Here is a 16307-nt window from a genome sequence, read left to right as displayed (position 1 = left end):
ATGTGTTCTACCGTCTTGCTTCGGCAAGCGCTGCGCGAAAAGCGGTGGCGAAATCCTCACGGTCGTCGGGGTTCAGAAAGCTGCCGATGGCGACATGCTTGTCGCGGCTTTCAACGCTCATATCCGTGATGCCGATGTCCGGCTTTCGCGCCACGCGAAAGCGTGTCCAGAACGGATTGAACTGATGTGCGGTCAGTTTGCCGGATGGTGCGTATTGGCGGATGTGCAGTGCTGCGCGCGAAACGGAAATCTCTTCGCGGGCTTGGGCCGCGCGATAATTCCAGCGAAATGCCAGATAGATCAACAGCACGTCGAGGCCGAAAAAGCCGAAGATCGGCCAAGCGCCGATGGACCAGAACAGAATGCCGACAGCAATCCAGCAGGCGATGAGAGCTGCCATCAGAACGGTAAAGCCCGTGCGCCCCAGCGAGCGATAGGGCTTCAACAAGGCTTCAAAAATAGGGGTCTCGAACCTGTCCGGTTCCGCGCCGTCTGGATGGTGCATGGGTGTCTGAGCCTTTGAACGCCGCATGCGTCAAGCTGCGGGTTGTCTTCCAGGAACAGACCTCAGTATAGAGACAGAATGCAAAAGGCCAAAATCAAATCGCCCGTGACTGTTTCCGCCGCCCCGCCAGCACGGCGTCCGCGCCGCGTGGCTGGTACGCTCTATACGGCTGATGAGATTCACGAAATCTTTCGCCGCTTCTCCGTGCAGCGCCCGGAACCGAAGGGCGAACTGGAGCATGTGAACGCCTTCACACTGCTGGTCGCGGTGGTGCTGTCGGCGCAGGCGACGGATGCGGGCGTCAACAAGGCGACGCGCGGCCTGTTTGCGGTTGCCGATACCCCGCAGAAAATGCTGGCGCTGGGCGAGGAAAAGGTCGGCAGTCACATTCGCACCATTGGCCTTTGGCGCAACAAGGCGAAGAATGTCATTCTACTTTCGGAAGCCCTGATCCGCGACTATGGCGGCGAGGTGCCAGGCGACCGTGACGAGCTGGTCAAACTGCCGGGCGTCGGGCGAAAGACGGCCAATGTTGTGCTAAACATGTCGTTCGGCCAGCCGACCATGGCGGTGGACACGCATATATTGCGTATCGGCAACCGGATCGGTCTGGCGCCCGGCAAGACGCCGGAAGCGGTCGAGGCGATATTGGTGCGGGTGATACCGGCGGAATATATGTTGCACGCCCATCACTGGCTGATCCTGCACGGGCGCTATACCTGCAAGGCGCGCAGGCCCGAATGCGAACACTGCGTCATCGCCGATATCTGCAAGTCGCCGGAAAAGACCTGCGACGTGCCCGCCGCACTGGTTCCGCTTCCGCCTCAGGCTTAAGTTCTGACAGGCTTTGCGGCCTCGCGCTGCGATATGGCCTTGTGCAGATGCACCATCATGGTTGCCGCAAAAAGCGGGGTCAGAAGATTGACCAGCGGAATGGCCATGAAACCGGCGATCAGCAAGCCTGCCAGAAAGACCGTCACGCCATAATGCGAGCGTAGCGCCCTGGCTTCCGCTTCGGTGCGATGGCGCATGGCGGCGAATTCGAAAAATTCGCGTCCGAGCAGATAGGCGTTGATGACGAAAAAGGCGATCAGGTTGATCCCCGGTACGAAAAGCAGGGCTAGCGCCAGCAGGTTGCCAAGGATCACCACGCCGAGGAATTTCAGCGACGTCACAATTGAACGTCCAAGCGGCAGGGCATTGCCCGCAGGATCGTTCGGATAATCCGTGCGCTCGACCACTTCCGCCACATCGTCGAGGAACAGACCGGCCACAAGAGCGGTCACCGGCGCGATCATCAGCGCCAGCACAAGCGCAAGCCCCAGTCCCGCCGCGATAGCGGCGACCATTCCGAGCCAGCCTGCCCATGCGGGCATGCCCGGCAGCAATTGCTCCATCCACGGCCAGGCATAGGTAAAAAAGATTTGACGAATGCTGACCCAGAGACCGGCCAGCAGCAAAAGCGTCAGACCCAGCGTTTTCCAGAAAACCGAGCGAAACTCCGGCGTCAGCAGGCGGGAGAGGGCTTTCAAGGCAGCGTCTATGATCATTCTTTTTCCGTTTTGCGCCTGTTTTGGCTGTGGACGAACTGAAAATAGGAACGAGCCGTGGGCTGTGCAAGCCGGACTACCCACATCCCGGGATTGGCGCGGGGTAGCCAAAAGGGCGGCAAAAGGCTAAACCCGCACGCGCATATTTGCATAAGCGTATCAATTCCACGATACGCAGCTGGCGCCAAAGCCTCCTCCTGCCATATCGAGGGCGGGCTGGAGAACTGAAAAAAGGGGAGCTTCTCGCGCTCATGGCCACATTCGACGTTCTTTGCATCGGCAATGCCATTGTCGATATTCTGTCGCGTACGGACGACTCATTTCTCGAAACTAACGGTATCGTCAAAGGCGCAATGAACCTGATCGATGCCGATCGTGCAGAATTGCTCTATAGCCGCATTGCAGGTCCGGCGACTGAAATGTCGGGCGGCAGCGCGGGCAACACGGCGGCAGGCGTCGCCAGCCTGGGCGGACGCTCCGCCTATTTCGGCAAGGTAGCGACTGACCATCTCGGACGTGTCTTCGCGCATGATATCCGCGCGCAGGGCGTGGCCTTCGATACGCGTCCGCTGGAAAAGGGGTCGCCGACCGCCCGCTCGATGATTTTCGTGACGCCGGATGGCGAACGCTCGATGAACACGTTTCTCGGCGCTTGCGTCGAGCTTGGACCGGAAGACGTCGAGACCTCCAAGGTCGCCGATGCCAAAGTCACCTATTTTGAAGGCTATTTGTGGGACCCGCCGCGCGCCAAGGAAGCCATCGTGATGGCGTCAAAGATCGCGCATGAGGCGGGCCATGAAATGGCCATGACGCTCTCCGATCCGTTCTGCGTGGACCGCTATCGCGAAGAGTTTCTCGACCTGATGCGCCAGCGCACGGTCGATATCGTTTTCGCCAATGAAGACGAAGCCAAATCGCTCTATCAGACCAAGTCGCTCGAAACGGCGATTGCCTCGATGCGGATGGATTGCAAGCTGTCGATCATCACGCGCTCGGAAAAGGGCGCCGTCATTGTGACGCCTGATCAGACGCTCGAAGTTCCCGCCATCGAGATCGACGAACTGGTCGATACGACCGGTGCAGGCGATCTTTATGCGGCGGGTTTCCTCTATGGCTATACCAAGGACCGCTCGCTGGAAGATTGCGCACGGCTTGGCTCGCTTGCCGCCGGTCTCATCATCCAGCAGATGGGCCCGCGTCCGCTGCTCAGCCTTGAGGCTGCTGCAAGTCAGGCTGGCCTGATCTAGCACTACAGTTGCATTCTTCGCCATGCCGGGCTGCAACGAGCAATTTCCTGCGCGCCGGTGCTCACGTACCCAAAAGTACGCTCCGCTCCGGTGCTCGAAAATCACTCGTTTCGCCACGGCCTGACGAATTTGCAACTGTCGTGCTGGTCTCTATTCGGACCGAATGATCCGGTCGCGCTGGAGTTCTTCTTCGGTGCGGCCGGGACGGCTTTTATAAACCGGCAGGTTCCAGCCGAAATAAAGCGCCCCGCCGCGCACGGTAAAACTGGTCAGCGCTGCGACCACCGCCGAGAAGAACGGATCGACACCAAGGCGCGCCAGCCCGACATAGAGGCAGGCTCCCGCCAGTGCCGCCGTGATATAGATTTCCCGACGCATGATCACCGATGGCTCTCCGGCCACCATATCGCGCAGGATACCGCCCAGCGTGGCGGTGAAAATCCCCGTGACGATGGCAACCGGCGCGCTGACGTCAAGCGCAAGCCCCTTGGCGGCACCCATGACCGTATAGGCCGACATGCCGATGGCATCGAGCCAGAGCAGCACGCGATAGCGTGATTCCACCCTATGGGCGGTGAAATAGACCGCGAAGGCGGCCAGTGTGCCCGCCAGCAGATAGATCGGTTCCTGAACCCAGAAAACCGGCGTGCTCAGCATCAGATCGCGCAGCGTTCCGCCGCCGATGCCGGTGATATTGGCAAGAAAGATGAAGCCCACAATATCGAGCTGCCGCCGCGAGGCTGCAAGCGCGCCTGTTGCCGCGAAGACGAAAACACCCGCAAAGTTCAGAAACTGCACGACGGTCACGCGGGCTCCCCCCAGCAAGATACATGAAGCGATTTTCTATTGCTCTGCGCGCCTTGGCAATATGTGTGTATGAGTGCAGGTCAGCAGATACAAAAAGCGGCGGATAAACCGCCGCTCTGATCGTCTAACTCAGTAGATAGGCTTTATCAGCTGTTGGCTTCCGCGCTGCCATTTTCGGCAGCAGCCTTGGGGCCACCCTTGGATACGCCGACCATGGCCGGGCGCAGCACGCGGTCGCCAATGGCGTAACCAGCCTGCACAACCTGCACGACGGTATTGTTCGGCAGATCCGGGTTCGGTACTTCGAACATGGCCTGATGGAAATTCGGGTCGAATTTCTGGCCTTCCGGCTCAAGCTTGGTAACGCCGTGGCGTTCCAGCGCCTGCAGCATGGCGCGTTCGGTCATTTCCACGCCTTCGGCCAGCGACTTCAGGCTGGCATCGGCTTCCAGCATTTCGGCTGGAATGGTGTCGATGGCGCGGCGCAGATTGTCGGAAACCGACAGCATGTCGCGGGCGAAATTGGTCACAGCATAGGTGCGGGCATCCTGCACGTCGCGCTGGGTGCGCTTGCGCAGATTTTCCATTTCGGCAGCAACGCGCAGAACCTGGTCCTTGAGTTCCTTGTTATCGGCTTCGAGCGCGAGAATACGGTTTGCGGTTTCATCGACCGCATTGTCCGCTTCGTCTTCCGCAACTTCGGCGCTGGCTTCCGCCTTGCGCGCTTTCAGGAAATCGGCGGCAGCCCGGTTCAGCGCCTCACGATCCCGTGGATTGTTGATGTCGCGCTGCTCAAGATCGGGGTTCTCGGTTTTGTTCTTTTCGTCAGACATAATGCTTCTTCCGTCTTGAATATCTTCTGGGGCGGATATCGAGTTTCAGGCCATTAAAATCAAGGCTTAATTTCTGCTGACCCGGTAAGATTGACACCTCACCGCAACAGCCGCGACACGATCTGTGCCGTATAGTCCACCATCGGCACGATACGCGCATAATTGAGGCGGGTCGGGCCGATGACGCCAAGAGCCCCGACCACGCGCTGTTCGCTGTCGCGATAGGGCGCAACCACCAGCGACGAGCCGGACAGTGAAAACAGCTTGTTTTCCGAGCCGATGAAAATGCGCACGCCCGAACCGGTTTCGGCCAGATCGAGAAGCTGGACCATGCCGTCCTTGGTTTCCAGATCGTCGAAGAGATGGCGCAGGCGCTCGATATCTTCCTGCGCGTGAATATTTTCGAGAAGATTGGCGCGCCCCCGCACGATCAGCCGTGACGGCTGGTCGGAACCGGTGCCGCCCCAGACGGCGAGGCCCTGTTCGACAAGTTCCTGCGAAAGCTGGTCGAGTTCCTGACGGGTTTCCTCCATCAGCACTTTCAACTCGGCCTTGGCTTCGGAAAGCGTATGGCCGTGAATATGCGCGTTGAGGAAATTGGACGCTTCGACCAGCTGCGATGCGCTGATGCCGACCGGCAGATTGATGACGCGGTTTTCCACATCGCCATTCTGCATCACCAGCACGGCCAGCGCGCGGGTCGGCTCAAGCCGCACAAACTCGATATGTTTCAGCGCGCCTTCGGTCTTGGTGGCGAGCACGAGACCAGCCCCCCGCGACAGGCCCGACAGGACCTGACTTGCCTCGGTCAGCACGTTTTCAACCGAATTGCTGTTTCCGGCGGCGCGCACCTGCGCCTCGATGGACGAGCGCTCGCCGGGCGCCAGATCGCCGACTTCCATAAAGGCATCGACGAAAAAGCGCAGGCCGATCTGCGTCGGCAGACGGCCCGCCGACACATGCGGCGCATAGATCAGGCCCAGATGCTCCAGATCGCTCATCACATTGCGAATGGTGGCGGGCGAGAGCGAATGTGGCAGAAGACGGGACAGATTGCGCGAACCGACCGGGTCGCCGTCGTTGAGATAGCTCTCGACGACCAGCCGGAAAATTTCGCGCGACCGCTGGTCGAGCGAATTCAAAAGCTGATGTTCAGGCGATTTCATCATGATAAAGCGGCGAACCTGTTGATTGCTTGCCTTGAATATAAGGTTGCTGCGCCAAGCGTCAAAGGCTTTAGCCTCACACTGGCAATCCTCTCAACATATCTTTGGCCCCGGAACGATGTGAAATGCCTTTCTATTTGTGCCCGGGGGGCCTAAAAAGCCGCACGGAAAACTTTGAATCCCAAAAAACTCGATCAAGGAATTTACTATATGCGTCCATCCAAGCGTGCTGCCGACGAAATGCGCGCCGTCTCTTTCGAGCGCGGCATCTCCAAACATGCGGAAGGCTCCTGCCTGGTCAAATTCGGCGACACCCATGTTCTGTGCACGGCAAGCCTTGAGGAAAAGGTGCCGGGCTGGATGCGCAATACCGGCAAGGGCTGGGTTACGGCGGAATACGGCATGCTGCCGCGTTCGACCGGCGACCGCATGCGCCGTGAAGCAGCCACCGGTAAGCAGGGCGGACGTACCCAGGAAATCCAGCGTCTGATCGGACGCTCCTTGCGCGCTGTTGTCGATATGCAAGCGCTGGGCGAAGTGCAGATCACGGTGGACTGCGATGTCATTCAGGCCGATGGCGGCACGCGCACGGCAGCCATCACCGGCGGCTGGGTGGCCCTACATGAATGCCTGCGCTGGATGGAAGCGCGCCAGATGGTACGGGTCGAGAAGGTGCTGAAGGACCACGTTGCGGCTATTTCCTGCGGCATCTATGAAGGCGCTCCTGTTCTCGATCTCGATTATGCGGAAGATTCCGTCGCCCAGACCGACAGCAATTTCGTCATGACCGGCGCAGGCGGCATTGTTGAAATTCAGGGCACCGCCGAGGGTGCGCCTTTCTCGGAAGAAGAGTTCCTGAACCTGATGAAGCTGGCGCGCAGCGGTGTGGATCGTCTTGTGTCGTTGCAGAAAATGGCGGTCGCTTAAGAGCCTCACTCAAAAAAGCGTATTTGCAGCCGCACAAGACGACTTTTGGAACAGGCTCTGCTAGGACAGTGTCTGCTCCATCTGAATAAGGAGACCTGATCCATGCGCGCTGCACGTATTCTTGAAACGGCTCTCTATGTTCGCGACGTCGCCGAGGCGGTAGAATTCTATCGCGACACAATGGGGCTGGAGCCGGTGGGCCAGCTTAGCGAGCGCAACGCTTTCTTCCGCTGCGGCGAGGGCATTTTGCTGCTTTTCAAGGCGGAAGAAACCTTGAAGCCGCCTTTGCCCGGCCATCTGCCTGTGCCACCACATGGCACGACGGGGCCGGGTCATGTATGTTTTGCCGCAAGTCGTGCCGAGATCGACGACTGGCGGGAACATCTGCAACAACATGGCGTCGCCATTGAGGCCGGTTTCGATTGGCCCAATGGCGCACATTCGATTTACTTCCGCGATCCATCCGGCAATTCGCTGGAGATCGCCGAACCCAAACTATGGAACTGAAAATGAGAACGCTGGAAAAGGGCAAGCTGATTGTCGCCTCGCACAATGCGGGCAAGCTGAAGGAATTCGACGGGCTGATCGGCCCGTTCGGCTTCGATGTCAGCTCGGTCGCGGCACTTGGCCTGCCGGAGCCGGACGAGACCGGCACCACGTTTGAGGAAAACGCCTATATCAAGGCGCTTGCTGCGGCTGAAGCCACCGGCTTGCCCGCATTGTCCGACGATTCCGGCCTGATGGTCGATGCGCTGGATGGCGAGCCGGGCGTCTATACCGCCAACTGGGCCGAGACCGAAGACGGCACGCGTGATTTCAACATGGCGATGCGCAAGGTCGAAGATCTTTTGCAGGAAAAGGGTGCGACGAGCCCGGACAAGCGCGGCGCACGTTTCGTCTCCGTCATCTGCCTTGCATGGCCGGATGGCGAAGCGGAATATTTCCGTGGCGAAGTGGAAGGGGTGCTGATCTGGCCGCCACGCGGCACGACCGGCTTCGGCTATGACCCGGTGTTCTTGCCGGATGGCCATGAGAAAACCTTTGGTGAAATGTCCGCCGACGAGAAGCACGGCTGGAAGCCCGGCGACGCTTCGGCCCTGTCGCATCGCGCCCGCGCCTTCAAGCTTTTCGCCGAAAAGGCGCTCAACGTGGAGCCGGCTTCCGCGAAATGAACAGGCTCTTTCCCCCTTTGCAGGCGAAAAATGCTGCCAGCATGATCCCTATCGCGCGGGTAAACGGGGAAAATGCGTTCGGCGTCTATGTGCATTGGCCGTTCTGTCTGGCCAAATGCCCGTATTGTGACTTTAACAGCCATGTCCGTCATAAGCCGGTGGATCAGGCGCGGTTTTCTGAAGCGTTTCGCCGCGAGATGGAAACGCTGCGCGAGCGCACCGGCCCACGCACGGTCACCAGCATTTTTCTGGGCGGCGGCACGCCCTCGCTGATGCAGCCCGAAACAGTGGGTGCGCTTCTCGATAATATTGCGTCGCATTGGTCTGTCGCACCCGACATCGAAGTGACGCTGGAAGCCAATCCGACCAGTGTGGAAGCCGACCGTTTTCGCGGCTATCGCGCCGCAGGCGTCAATCGCGTGTCGCTCGGCATTCAGGCGCTGAACGATGCCGATCTGCGCCGTCTGGGGCGTATGCATTCGGTCGATGAGGCAAAGGCGGCCATTCGCTTAGCGCGTGAGATTTTCCCGCGCCTGTCCTTCGATCTGATCTATGCGCGTCCGAACCAGAGCATCGAGGCATGGCGCGAAGAGCTGAAGGAGGCCATCGGACTGGCTGCCGATCACCTCTCGCTCTATCAGCTGACCATTGAGGAAGGCACGCAGTTCTATAATCTCTGGAAGGCTGGGAAGCTGACCACGCCGGAGCCGGACCACGCCGCAGCGCTCTATGAAGAAACGCAGCGGGTTACGGCAGAGCATGGACTTCCGGCCTATGAGATTTCCAATCACGCAGTGCCGGGGCGCGAGTCGCAGCACAATCTGGTCTATTGGCGCTATGGCCAATATGTCGGCATCGGCCCCGGCGCGCATGGGCGTTTCGTGGAAAACGACGTGCGCACGGTTACGATTACCGAAAAGCATCCGGAAACCTGGCTCGATCACGTTGAACGGCGCGGCCACGGTATTGTCGAGGAAGAGTATCTCGATGGCGGGCAGGAGGGTGACGAGTTCCTGATGATGGGGCTTCGTCTGCGCGAAGGCATCGATCTGGATCGCTACAAGCGGCTGTCGGGCCACAGCGTTGACCAGAAGCGCCTGGCGAAATTGATTGCCGAGGGCATGATCGAGCCGATGGGCGGCAGCATCATTCGCGCAACGCCGGACGGTGCGCTGGTGCTGGATGCGCTCGTAGCCGATCTGGCCGCATGAAGCGGATTTAGTGCCGAAAACGGCGCATTTTCAAAAAAGAAGTATAGGATTGATTTTGGTATGCTCAGACGGTTTCAGTTTGTTTTTAACTTGAAAATCATCTTCCCTTCAGTCGTCTTGTCTCTCATGGGAGCAACGCCATCTTTTTCGAAATCTTGCACTGATTTCGAAAAAGATGTTGCGGCACTTGCTGTGGAAGCGAAGGAATTTCAACGCTCTGCACGTTTTAAGGAGTATGGTTTCTCTGGCAGAGGAGGTTTTGCGCCTTGGCTCGCACGCATGCATTCTTTGGCCGATCGCCCAGAGGCTAAAGATTTTTTTTCTAAATACGGATACGGCCCAATGAGTATTTATCAGGTTGCAGATGAATACAGGACTGCTGGAGAGTTGGATTCATTTTATCGGAGCATGGAAGCCGACATAAATCACGGTCCAAAGTGCAAAAAATGAACGGGGACCGAGGTATATTTTTTGTCTCCTTTCGAGCAAGGCGCAGTACTTCTCGATTCCGAGCGGCGTAGAAAGTTGAACATGCACGACGAGACCAGTGAAGTGAAACGCGATTATGTGGTGGGTGGCACAGCCATGCGCGCCCGTCCGCTGGAACCCGCGCTTTATATCGTCTCGACGCCGATCGGCAATCTTGGCGATATGACGCTGCGCGGCATCGAAACGCTCGCCGCAGCCGATGTTTTGGCCTGCGAGGATACGCGTGTGACCCGCGTTCTCCTCGACCGCTACGGCATTTCCCGCCGCCCGATCAGCTATCACGAGCACAATGCCGCCGAAGCCGGAGAAAAGCTGATTGCCGCGCTGTCAGCGGGCAAAAGCGTTGCGCTGGTGTCCGATGCGGGCACGCCGCTCGTTTCCGATCCGGGCTTTCGTCTGGTCGGCGAAGCACGCGAGGCGGGTATTCGTGTCGTTCCCATTCCGGGTGCTTCCGCCGTTCTGGCCGCACTCGCCGCTTCGGGCCTGCCGACCGACGCCTTCATGTTCTGCGGCTTCCTGCCATCCAAGCATGGGCAAAAGCAGACGAAGCTGGAAAGCCTCAAGGGCATCGACGCAACGCTGGTCTTCTATGAGTCGCCAAACCGGACAGCGGCGACGCTGGCCGAAATGGCCGAAGTGTTCGGGTCGGATCGTCTGGGCGCGCTCTGCCGCGAACTGACCAAGGCCTATGAAACCATTCGCACTGCTCCGTTGGGCGAACTGGCGAAGGAATTCGACGGTGAGGATCGCATTCGCGGCGAAGTGGTTCTGCTGGTCGGCCCGCCGACAGGCAACACAATTCCGCAAAGCGAGGAAGACATCGACAAGCTGCTTCTGTCGCTTGCCGCCGAACTGCCGCCATCCAAGGCTGCAGGCGAGGCGGCGCGCATGACAGGCGGGCAGAAATCGGTTCTCTATCAGCGTCTTATGCAACTGAAATCGGATCAGCGATGACAGACCTCCGCGAGAAAAAGCGCGTTGCTTTCTTTCGCGGACATAGCGCCGAACGCTTTGCGGCGATGGTGCTTCTTTTGAAAGGTTTTCGCATTGTCGCGCGGCGCTATCGGACACGGCTCGGCGAAATCGATCTGATCGCCCGGCGGGGCAATCTGGTGCTGATCGTCGAGGTCAAGGCGCGCAGCAGTCTTGAAGCAGCGCAATTGGCCGTCACGCCGCAGGCGATGCGCCGTATCGAAGCTGCAGCTGATCTCTGGCTGCAACGCCAGCCCGACCTTGACCGTCTGTCTCTTCGTTTCGACCTGATTGCCGTGCTGCCGCGCCGCTGGCCAAAACACGTTCCGGCCTTCTTCTCGAGTGGCGCTTATCGATAAGCCTATGTAAATCCTATAAAAATTGTGGGATATATTTCCGGCCTTACGGGAAATTAAAATCCCGCAAACGGCTGTTTTGAGAAAAAGTGATGCTCGCCATCATTTTCGCGCGCAAGCCCGTTTCTTATAAATCTCCCGCTCTCCATGGATAATGGCGCCAACTTTCACAAGACGCATTTCCGCACGCGAAGACGGTATCCGCGTTCGCTGGAAATGCTCTCAAGGATGGCATCGTGTCTCTACCGCAAAAGCGTTTATTGGCTGATTTTCCTGCCTTCTTCCGGGTGTCGGAAGAGGTGGTTGTCGTCGTTGGCGGCGGCGAGGAAGCTTTGAACAAGGCGCGCCTTGTGGCGCAGACATCCGCACGCCTTCGCATCGTTGCCGAGGAAACGGAACATCATCTGGCCGAGTTCATCGCAAGCCATGGTGCGGAGCATGTGGCGGCACCTTTTGCGCCGGAACATGTCGCGGGCGCAAAGCTTGTTTTCGTGGCAACCGGCGACGAAGCGCAAGATCGCGCCATTGCCGCTGTGGTCAAGGCCGAGAAGGTTCCGGTCAATGTCGTTGACCGTCCTGCCCTTTGCGATTTCCTGACGCCTGCCATCGTCAACCGCGCGCCACTGACGATTGCCATCGGCTCGGAAGGAAGCGCTCCGGTTCTGGCGCAGATGGTTCGTGCACGTATTGATGCCGCCTTTTCGCCACGCCTTGGCGAGCTTGCGCATTTCGCCGAAAGCTGGCGTCCGCTGGTCGAGCGCGCATTGCCCAAGGGGCTGGCGCGCCGCAGTTTCTGGCGCGGTTTCTTTTCGGGCCGTGTTGCCAGCGCCATTGAAAATGGCGACCGCGCGGAAGCTTATAAGGCTGCGGGCGACCTGATCGAGCAGCGCGACAATGCCGCCGGTTATGTCTGGCTGGTTGGTGCCGGACCGGGTGCTGAAGACCTGCTGACCTTGCGCGCCCACCGCGCTTTGATGGAAGCCGATGTCATCGTGCATGATGCGCTGGTGCCGGAAGGCGTGATTGCCATGGGCCGCCGCGATGCCGAACGCCTTGCCGTCGGCAAGCGCAAGGGCTGCCATTCCAAAAGCCAGGAAGAGATCAATCGCCTGCTGGTTTCGCTGGGGCGGGAAGGCAAGCGCGTTGTGCGGCTGAAATCCGGCGATCCGCTGGTGTTCGGACGCGCAGGCGAGGAAATGGCGGCGCTGCGTGCCGCCGGTATCGGTTTCGAAATCGTGCCCGGCATCACCTCGGCCTTTGCTGCCGCTGCCGATATGGAATTGCCGCTGACGCTGCGCGGTGTCGCCTCGTCGCTGGTGTTCACCACTGGTCACGATATGACGGGCGATGTGCTGCCGGGCTGGGCCAAGCTTGCCGTCTCCGGCGCAACCATTGCCGTCTATATGGGCTCCACGGTCGCGGCATCGGTTGCCGCACGCCTGATTGGTGCGGGCCTGCATGAAGATACCGCCGTGGCGGTGGTGGAAAATGCGAGCCGGCAGGACAAGCGCCTATTCCACGGCACGCTGAAGGATTTGCCGGATCTGGAAAGCCGCAAGGAGCTTTCCGGCCCGGTCATGGTGATCATTGGCGATGCGGTCGCCGGTGCCGCAATCGACAAAGCCGAAGCGCTGGCCCTCAAGCCGGTTTCCGTCGCAGCCTAAACCCGCAGGATGCGCGGTCAACAAAAGTTTGGAGTTTGGAAATGGTCGTAAAAGTTCTCACTGCAAACCGGCTGATCGACGGGCAGGCTGTGTGGCTCGGTGCCGACGGTTCGTGGCAGGAGACCATCGACGGCGCGCTGGTTGCACGCCACGCCGAAGCGGTGACGGCGCTGGAAGACGCGGGCAAGGTTGCAGCGAAAGCCAATCTGGTTGTCGATGTGAATGTGATCGATGTCGAGGAGCGTGAGGAGGGGCTTTACCCGATCCGCCTGCGCGAGCGCATCCGCCTTTCCGGCCCGACCATCGTGACCTTTGGTGATCTGCCCCTCGACAAGCCTGCTTTGAAGCGCGCCTCGTAATATCTGTTGACGCATTTCCGGACGCAAAACCGGTTCCTACTTTTGCTGGAAATGCTCTGATCTGGATTTAGACTATGTATCGTTATGATGAATTCGACCGCGATTTCGTTGCGGCCCGCGTTGCCCAGTTCAAGGATCAGGTCGAGCGCCGCCTGACCGGAGAGCTGACGGAAGAACAGTTCCGTCCGCTGCGCTTGATGAATGGCCTTTACCTGCAATTGCACGCCTATATGCTGCGCGTGGCCGTTCCCTATGGCACGCTGTCGAGCCGCCAGTTGCGAAAGCTTGGTCACATTGCGCGCGTCTATGATCGCGGCTTTGGCCATTTCACCACGCGCCAGAATATCCAGTATAACTGGCCTGCGCTGAAGGACGTGCCGCGCATTCTGGAAGAGCTGGCGGAAGTCGAGATGCACGCCATCCAGACCTCCGGCAATTGCATTCGCAACGTGACTGCCGATCACTTCGCAGGCGCTGCCGCCGACGAAGTGGCCGATCCGCGCCCCTTCGCCGAAATCCTGCGCCAGTGGTCGTCGCTGCATCCGGAATTTTCCTATCTGCCGCGCAAGTTCAAGATCGCCATTGTCGGCTCGGACCATGACCGCGCCGCCATTCAGGTGCATGACATCGGCTTGCAGCTGAAGAAGAACGAGGCGGGCGATCTGGGCCTTGCCGTCTATATCGGCGGCGGTCAGGGCCGCACGCCGATGGTGGCGAAGAAGATTCGTGACTTCCTGCCCATCGAGGACATGCTGACCTATGTGACGGCCATCGTGCGCGTCTATAATCTGCATGGCCGTCGCGACAACAAATATAAGGCGCGCATCAAGATTCTCGTCCATGAAACGGGCGTTGAAGAACTGACCCGCGAGATCGATGCTGAATGGGAAGAAATCCGCAATGGCGAGCTGAAGCTGCCGCAGCGCGATATCGACGCGATTGAAAGCTATTTCCGCATGCCGAAGCTGCCGCAACGGCCGGAAGGCTGGGAAGTGCTGGCTGTTACCCAGAAGGCCGATGCGGAATTTGCAAGCTGGGTGGCGCGCAATGTCACGCCGCACAAGAACCCGGATTATGCGGTCGTCACCATTTCGCTGAAGCCCATCGGCGGTATTCCCGGCGATGCGAGCGCCGAGCAGATGGAACTGGTGGCGGATATTGCCGAAACCTATTCTTTCGACGAAATCCGCGTCAGCCACGAGCAGAATCTGGTCCTGCCGCATGTGGCTAAGGCCGATCTTGCAGCCGTCTATGATCTGCTGCAATCGGATGGGCTGGTGACGCCGAATGCCGGTCTCATCACCGATATCATCGCCTGCCCGGGCCTCGATTACTGCGCGCTTGCCAATGCACGCTCCATTCCGGTGGCGCAGCGCATTTCCGAACGCTTCGGCGACCAGCAGCGCCAGCTTGAAATCGGTGATCTCAAGATCAAGATTTCCGGCTGCATCAATGCCTGCGGCCATCACCATGTCGGCCATATCGGCATTCTGGGCGTCGAGAAAAAGGGCGAGGAACTCTATCAGATCACGCTTGGCGGTTCGGCGGACGAGCATTCGACCATAGGTGAAATCACCGGTCGCGGCTTTTCGTCGGAAGAAGTGGTGGATGCCATCGAAACGGTGGTCGATACCTATCTCGCCTTGCGTGAAAGCCCGGAGGAAAACTTCCTGGCCGCCTATCGCCGCGTTGGCATGGAACCGTTCAAACGCGCGCTTTATGGAGAAATAAGCCGTGCAGCTTGATGCTGAAGAAAGTGCTGCCGCCGAAGCCCGCCTTCTGGAGGCAAGCCACGGCGCGTCTACCCCGCAGGAAGTGATCGCGCTCGTCACGCGCGAGCTCTATGACGGGCAGATCGCGGTTGTGTCTTCCTTCGGGGCGGAATCGGCTGTGCTTTTGCATATGATCTCGGAAATCGATCCGGCGATACCGGTACTATTTCTCGATACGGGCAAGCATTTCCGGGCCACGCTCGATTATCGTCACGATCTGGTGGACCGGCTGGGGCTGACCGATGTGCAGGATATCCTGCCGCTTGAGGACAGTCTTAAAAGCGATGATCCGTTTGGCGCGCTGTCGATGACCGATAAGGACCGCTGCTGCTTCATCCGCAAAGTTGAGCCGATGGCGCGCGCCGTCGCGCCTTATCGCGCCTGGATGACGGGCCGCAAGCAGTTTCAGGCATCGACACGCGAAAGCTTGCCGGTGTTTGAATCGGTCGGCCCGCGCATTCGTATCAATCCGCTAGCGCGTTTGCAGGCAGCAGACCTCAAGGCCTACGCTGAAAAGCACGATCTGCCGCCGCATCCTCTGACTGCGCAGGGCTATCGTTCCATCGGCTGCATGCCTTGCACGCGGCCCGTGAACGACGGCGAAGACCAGCGTGCCGGACGCTGGGCGGGATCAGAAAAGACAGAATGCGGCATCCATCTGACTGGCCTTGCCGACAGCCTTAAAACATTGGGAGCCACCGAGCGGAAATGAGCGATATCAACGAAACCAAACTCTGGTCCTCCGATGGCTTTCGCGAAGACGATTATGTCTTTGCCGACGATCTTGAAGCTGCGGGCGATGCCCCGGCAATCATCGTTCCGCTCGCCGTCTGGCTCGGCCTGGATGAAGAGCGCCGCCGCGCCTCCAACCGCCGCATCGGGGTTTCGGTTGCGCCGGGCGAAGCGATTGAACCGCTGTTGAATGATCTGGGCAGCCTGCCGCTGATCGCCTTGCAGTTCCCGGCCTTCAATGATGGTCGCTCCTATTCCAAGGCCGAGATTTTGCGCCGCGAAGGTTTTGCGGGTGAGTTGCGCGCCGTCGGCGATGTGCTGATCGATCAGGCGGCGCTGATGCTGCGCACCGGCTTCGACAGTCTTCAGGTGACCAACAAGGTCGCCCAGAGCCGTCTTGGCGAAAGCCGTCTGGTCGATACGCCCGGTTACTATCAGCCGGGGCGCGGTTCCGTGCCGGCGGAAGGTGGGTTCGCCTGGCGGCGGGTAAAGGCTAGTTAGACACATCGCTCAAACTTGCCATTTTTTTGGCTGTCTTGATGCGC

19 protein-coding genes are annotated in these 16307 nt (G+C 59.2%); 14 read left to right on the top strand and 5 right to left on the bottom strand.

The features are described 5' to 3' along the window. Positions 1-7 precede the first annotated feature (7 nt). The gene (locus FIC94_RS07460; protein ID WP_140024455.1) at positions 8-505 is read right to left on the bottom strand and encodes a DUF2244 domain-containing protein; all 498 of its coding nucleotides are present in this window, start codon (positions 503-505) and stop codon (positions 8-10) included. A gap of 78 nt (positions 506-583) precedes the next feature. Between FIC94_RS07460 and nth the strand changes: the two genes are divergently transcribed. Further along, positions 584-1339, top strand: coding sequence for an endonuclease III (nth, locus tag FIC94_RS07455; protein WP_109368189.1), 756 nt, complete (start codon positions 584-586; stop codon positions 1337-1339). Here nth and FIC94_RS07450 read toward each other — a convergent pair. Beyond that, a complete protein-coding gene (locus FIC94_RS07450; RefSeq protein WP_140024454.1) occupies positions 1336-2055 on the bottom strand; it encodes a sulfate transporter family protein in 720 nt (239 codons plus the stop codon). The genes nth and FIC94_RS07450 overlap by 4 nt on opposite strands. Before the next feature lie 251 nt (positions 2056-2306). On the opposite strand from FIC94_RS07450, the gene FIC94_RS07445 reads away from it, so the two are divergent. Then, the gene (locus tag FIC94_RS07445) at positions 2307-3302 is read left to right on the top strand and encodes an adenosine kinase (protein WP_109368191.1); all 996 of its coding nucleotides are present in this window, start codon (positions 2307-2309) and stop codon (positions 3300-3302) included. 150 nt (positions 3303-3452) lie between these two features. Here FIC94_RS07445 and FIC94_RS07440 read toward each other — a convergent pair whose 3' ends face one another. From FIC94_RS07440 to hrcA, 3 genes are all read right to left on the bottom strand, one after another. Then, complete coding sequence (locus tag FIC94_RS07440; protein WP_121537132.1) at positions 3453-4109, bottom strand: trimeric intracellular cation channel family protein; 657 nt, start codon at positions 4107-4109, stop codon at positions 3453-3455. 146 nt (positions 4110-4255) lie between these two features. Further along, complete coding sequence (grpE, locus tag FIC94_RS07435) at positions 4256-4942, bottom strand: nucleotide exchange factor GrpE (RefSeq protein WP_140024453.1); 687 nt, start codon at positions 4940-4942, stop codon at positions 4256-4258. Between the two features lie 98 nt (positions 4943-5040). Then, positions 5041-6111: a heat-inducible transcriptional repressor HrcA gene (gene hrcA, locus FIC94_RS07430; RefSeq protein WP_109368194.1), complete on the bottom strand. Its 1071-nt coding sequence runs from the start codon at positions 6109-6111 to the stop codon at positions 5041-5043. 207 nt (positions 6112-6318) lie between these two features. On the opposite strand from hrcA, the gene rph reads away from it, so the two are divergent. The 12 genes from rph to FIC94_RS07370 all read left to right on the top strand — a co-directional run bounded on the left by rph (position 6319) and on the right by FIC94_RS07370 (position 16263). Beyond that, positions 6319-7035, top strand: coding sequence for a ribonuclease PH (gene rph, locus FIC94_RS07425; RefSeq protein ID WP_078339626.1), 717 nt, complete (start codon positions 6319-6321; stop codon positions 7033-7035). 102 nt (positions 7036-7137) lie between these two features. Continuing rightward, entirely contained in the window at positions 7138-7542 is a 405-nt protein-coding gene (locus FIC94_RS07420) for a VOC family protein (protein WP_109368195.1), read from the top strand. 2 nt (positions 7543-7544) lie between these two features. After that, on the top strand, positions 7545-8207 hold the full coding sequence (rdgB, locus tag FIC94_RS07415) for an RdgB/HAM1 family non-canonical purine NTP pyrophosphatase (RefSeq protein WP_109370147.1): 663 nt from the start codon (positions 7545-7547) through the stop codon (positions 8205-8207). Then, the gene (gene hemW, locus FIC94_RS07410) at positions 8204-9418 is read left to right on the top strand and encodes a radical SAM family heme chaperone HemW (protein WP_140024452.1); all 1215 of its coding nucleotides are present in this window, start codon (positions 8204-8206) and stop codon (positions 9416-9418) included. Before rdgB ends, hemW begins: the two co-directional genes overlap by 4 nt. Before the next feature lie 60 nt (positions 9419-9478). Beyond that, the gene (locus FIC94_RS07405) at positions 9479-9868 is read left to right on the top strand and encodes a hypothetical protein (RefSeq protein ID WP_140024451.1); all 390 of its coding nucleotides are present in this window, start codon (positions 9479-9481) and stop codon (positions 9866-9868) included. Between the two features lie 81 nt (positions 9869-9949). Continuing rightward, complete coding sequence (gene rsmI / locus FIC94_RS07400; protein ID WP_140024450.1) at positions 9950-10861, top strand: 16S rRNA (cytidine(1402)-2'-O)-methyltransferase; 912 nt, start codon at positions 9950-9952, stop codon at positions 10859-10861. Continuing rightward, a complete protein-coding gene (locus FIC94_RS07395; protein ID WP_109368198.1) occupies positions 10858-11238 on the top strand; it encodes a YraN family protein in 381 nt (126 codons plus the stop codon). The genes rsmI and FIC94_RS07395 overlap by 4 nt, the downstream gene beginning before the upstream one ends. Positions 11239-11471: 233 nt before the next feature. Next, entirely contained in the window at positions 11472-12899 is a 1428-nt protein-coding gene (gene cysG / locus FIC94_RS07390) for a siroheme synthase CysG (RefSeq protein ID WP_140024449.1), read from the top strand. 41 nt (positions 12900-12940) lie between these two features. Next, a complete protein-coding gene (locus FIC94_RS07385; RefSeq protein ID WP_109368200.1) occupies positions 12941-13258 on the top strand; it encodes a DUF2849 domain-containing protein in 318 nt (105 codons plus the stop codon). A gap of 74 nt (positions 13259-13332) precedes the next feature. Then, the gene (locus FIC94_RS07380; RefSeq protein ID WP_140024448.1) at positions 13333-15003 is read left to right on the top strand and encodes a nitrite/sulfite reductase; all 1671 of its coding nucleotides are present in this window, start codon (positions 13333-13335) and stop codon (positions 15001-15003) included. After that, positions 14993-15742: a phosphoadenylyl-sulfate reductase gene (locus FIC94_RS07375; protein ID WP_140024447.1), complete on the top strand. Its 750-nt coding sequence runs from the start codon at positions 14993-14995 to the stop codon at positions 15740-15742. The genes FIC94_RS07380 and FIC94_RS07375 overlap by 11 nt, the downstream gene beginning before the upstream one ends. Further along, the gene (locus FIC94_RS07370; protein WP_140024446.1) at positions 15739-16263 is read left to right on the top strand and encodes a DUF934 domain-containing protein; all 525 of its coding nucleotides are present in this window, start codon (positions 15739-15741) and stop codon (positions 16261-16263) included. Before FIC94_RS07375 ends, FIC94_RS07370 begins: the two co-directional genes overlap by 4 nt. Positions 16264-16307 lie beyond the last annotated feature (44 nt).

Origin of the sequence: Ochrobactrum teleogrylli (genome assembly GCF_006376685.1) — a bacterium.
GTDB lineage: Bacteria > Pseudomonadota > Alphaproteobacteria > Rhizobiales > Rhizobiaceae > Brucella > Brucella teleogrylli.
Note: the sequence above shows the minus strand (reverse complement) of the source record. Positions and strands in the feature narration are given on the sequence as shown.

Bases quoted from the DNA above. Each gene is read 5' to 3' on its own strand.
- rdgB (WP_109370147.1), top strand. From the start codon at position 7,545: ATGAGAACGCTGGAAAAGGGCAAGCTGATTGTCGCCTCGCACAATGCG.
- rsmI (WP_140024450.1), top strand. From the start codon at position 9,950: ATGCACGACGAGACCAGTGAAGTGAAACGCGATTATGTGGTGGGTGGC.
- rph (WP_078339626.1), top strand. From the start codon at position 6,319: ATGCGTCCATCCAAGCGTGCTGCCGACGAAATGCGCGCCGTCTCTTTC.
- FIC94_RS07395 (WP_109368198.1), top strand. From the start codon at position 10,858: ATGACAGACCTCCGCGAGAAAAAGCGCGTTGCTTTCTTTCGCGGACAT.
- grpE (WP_140024453.1), bottom strand. From the start codon at position 4,942: ATGTCTGACGAAAAGAACAAAACCGAGAACCCCGATCTTGAGCAGCGC.
- FIC94_RS07380 (WP_140024448.1), top strand. From the start codon at position 13,333: ATGTATCGTTATGATGAATTCGACCGCGATTTCGTTGCGGCCCGCGTT.
- FIC94_RS07445 (WP_109368191.1), top strand. From the start codon at position 2,307: ATGGCCACATTCGACGTTCTTTGCATCGGCAATGCCATTGTCGATATT.
- FIC94_RS07405 (WP_140024451.1), top strand. From the start codon at position 9,479: ATGCTCAGACGGTTTCAGTTTGTTTTTAACTTGAAAATCATCTTCCCT.
- nth (WP_109368189.1), top strand. From the start codon at position 584: ATGCAAAAGGCCAAAATCAAATCGCCCGTGACTGTTTCCGCCGCCCCG.
- hrcA (WP_109368194.1), bottom strand. From the start codon at position 6,111: ATGATGAAATCGCCTGAACATCAGCTTTTGAATTCGCTCGACCAGCGG.
- hemW (WP_140024452.1), top strand. From the start codon at position 8,204: ATGAACAGGCTCTTTCCCCCTTTGCAGGCGAAAAATGCTGCCAGCATG.
- FIC94_RS07460 (WP_140024455.1), bottom strand. From the start codon at position 505: ATGCACCATCCAGACGGCGCGGAACCGGACAGGTTCGAGACCCCTATT.
- FIC94_RS07420 (WP_109368195.1), top strand. From the start codon at position 7,138: ATGCGCGCTGCACGTATTCTTGAAACGGCTCTCTATGTTCGCGACGTC.
- FIC94_RS07450 (WP_140024454.1), bottom strand. From the start codon at position 2,055: ATGATCATAGACGCTGCCTTGAAAGCCCTCTCCCGCCTGCTGACGCCG.
- FIC94_RS07370 (WP_140024446.1), top strand. From the start codon at position 15,739: ATGAGCGATATCAACGAAACCAAACTCTGGTCCTCCGATGGCTTTCGC.
- FIC94_RS07385 (WP_109368200.1), top strand. From the start codon at position 12,941: ATGGTCGTAAAAGTTCTCACTGCAAACCGGCTGATCGACGGGCAGGCT.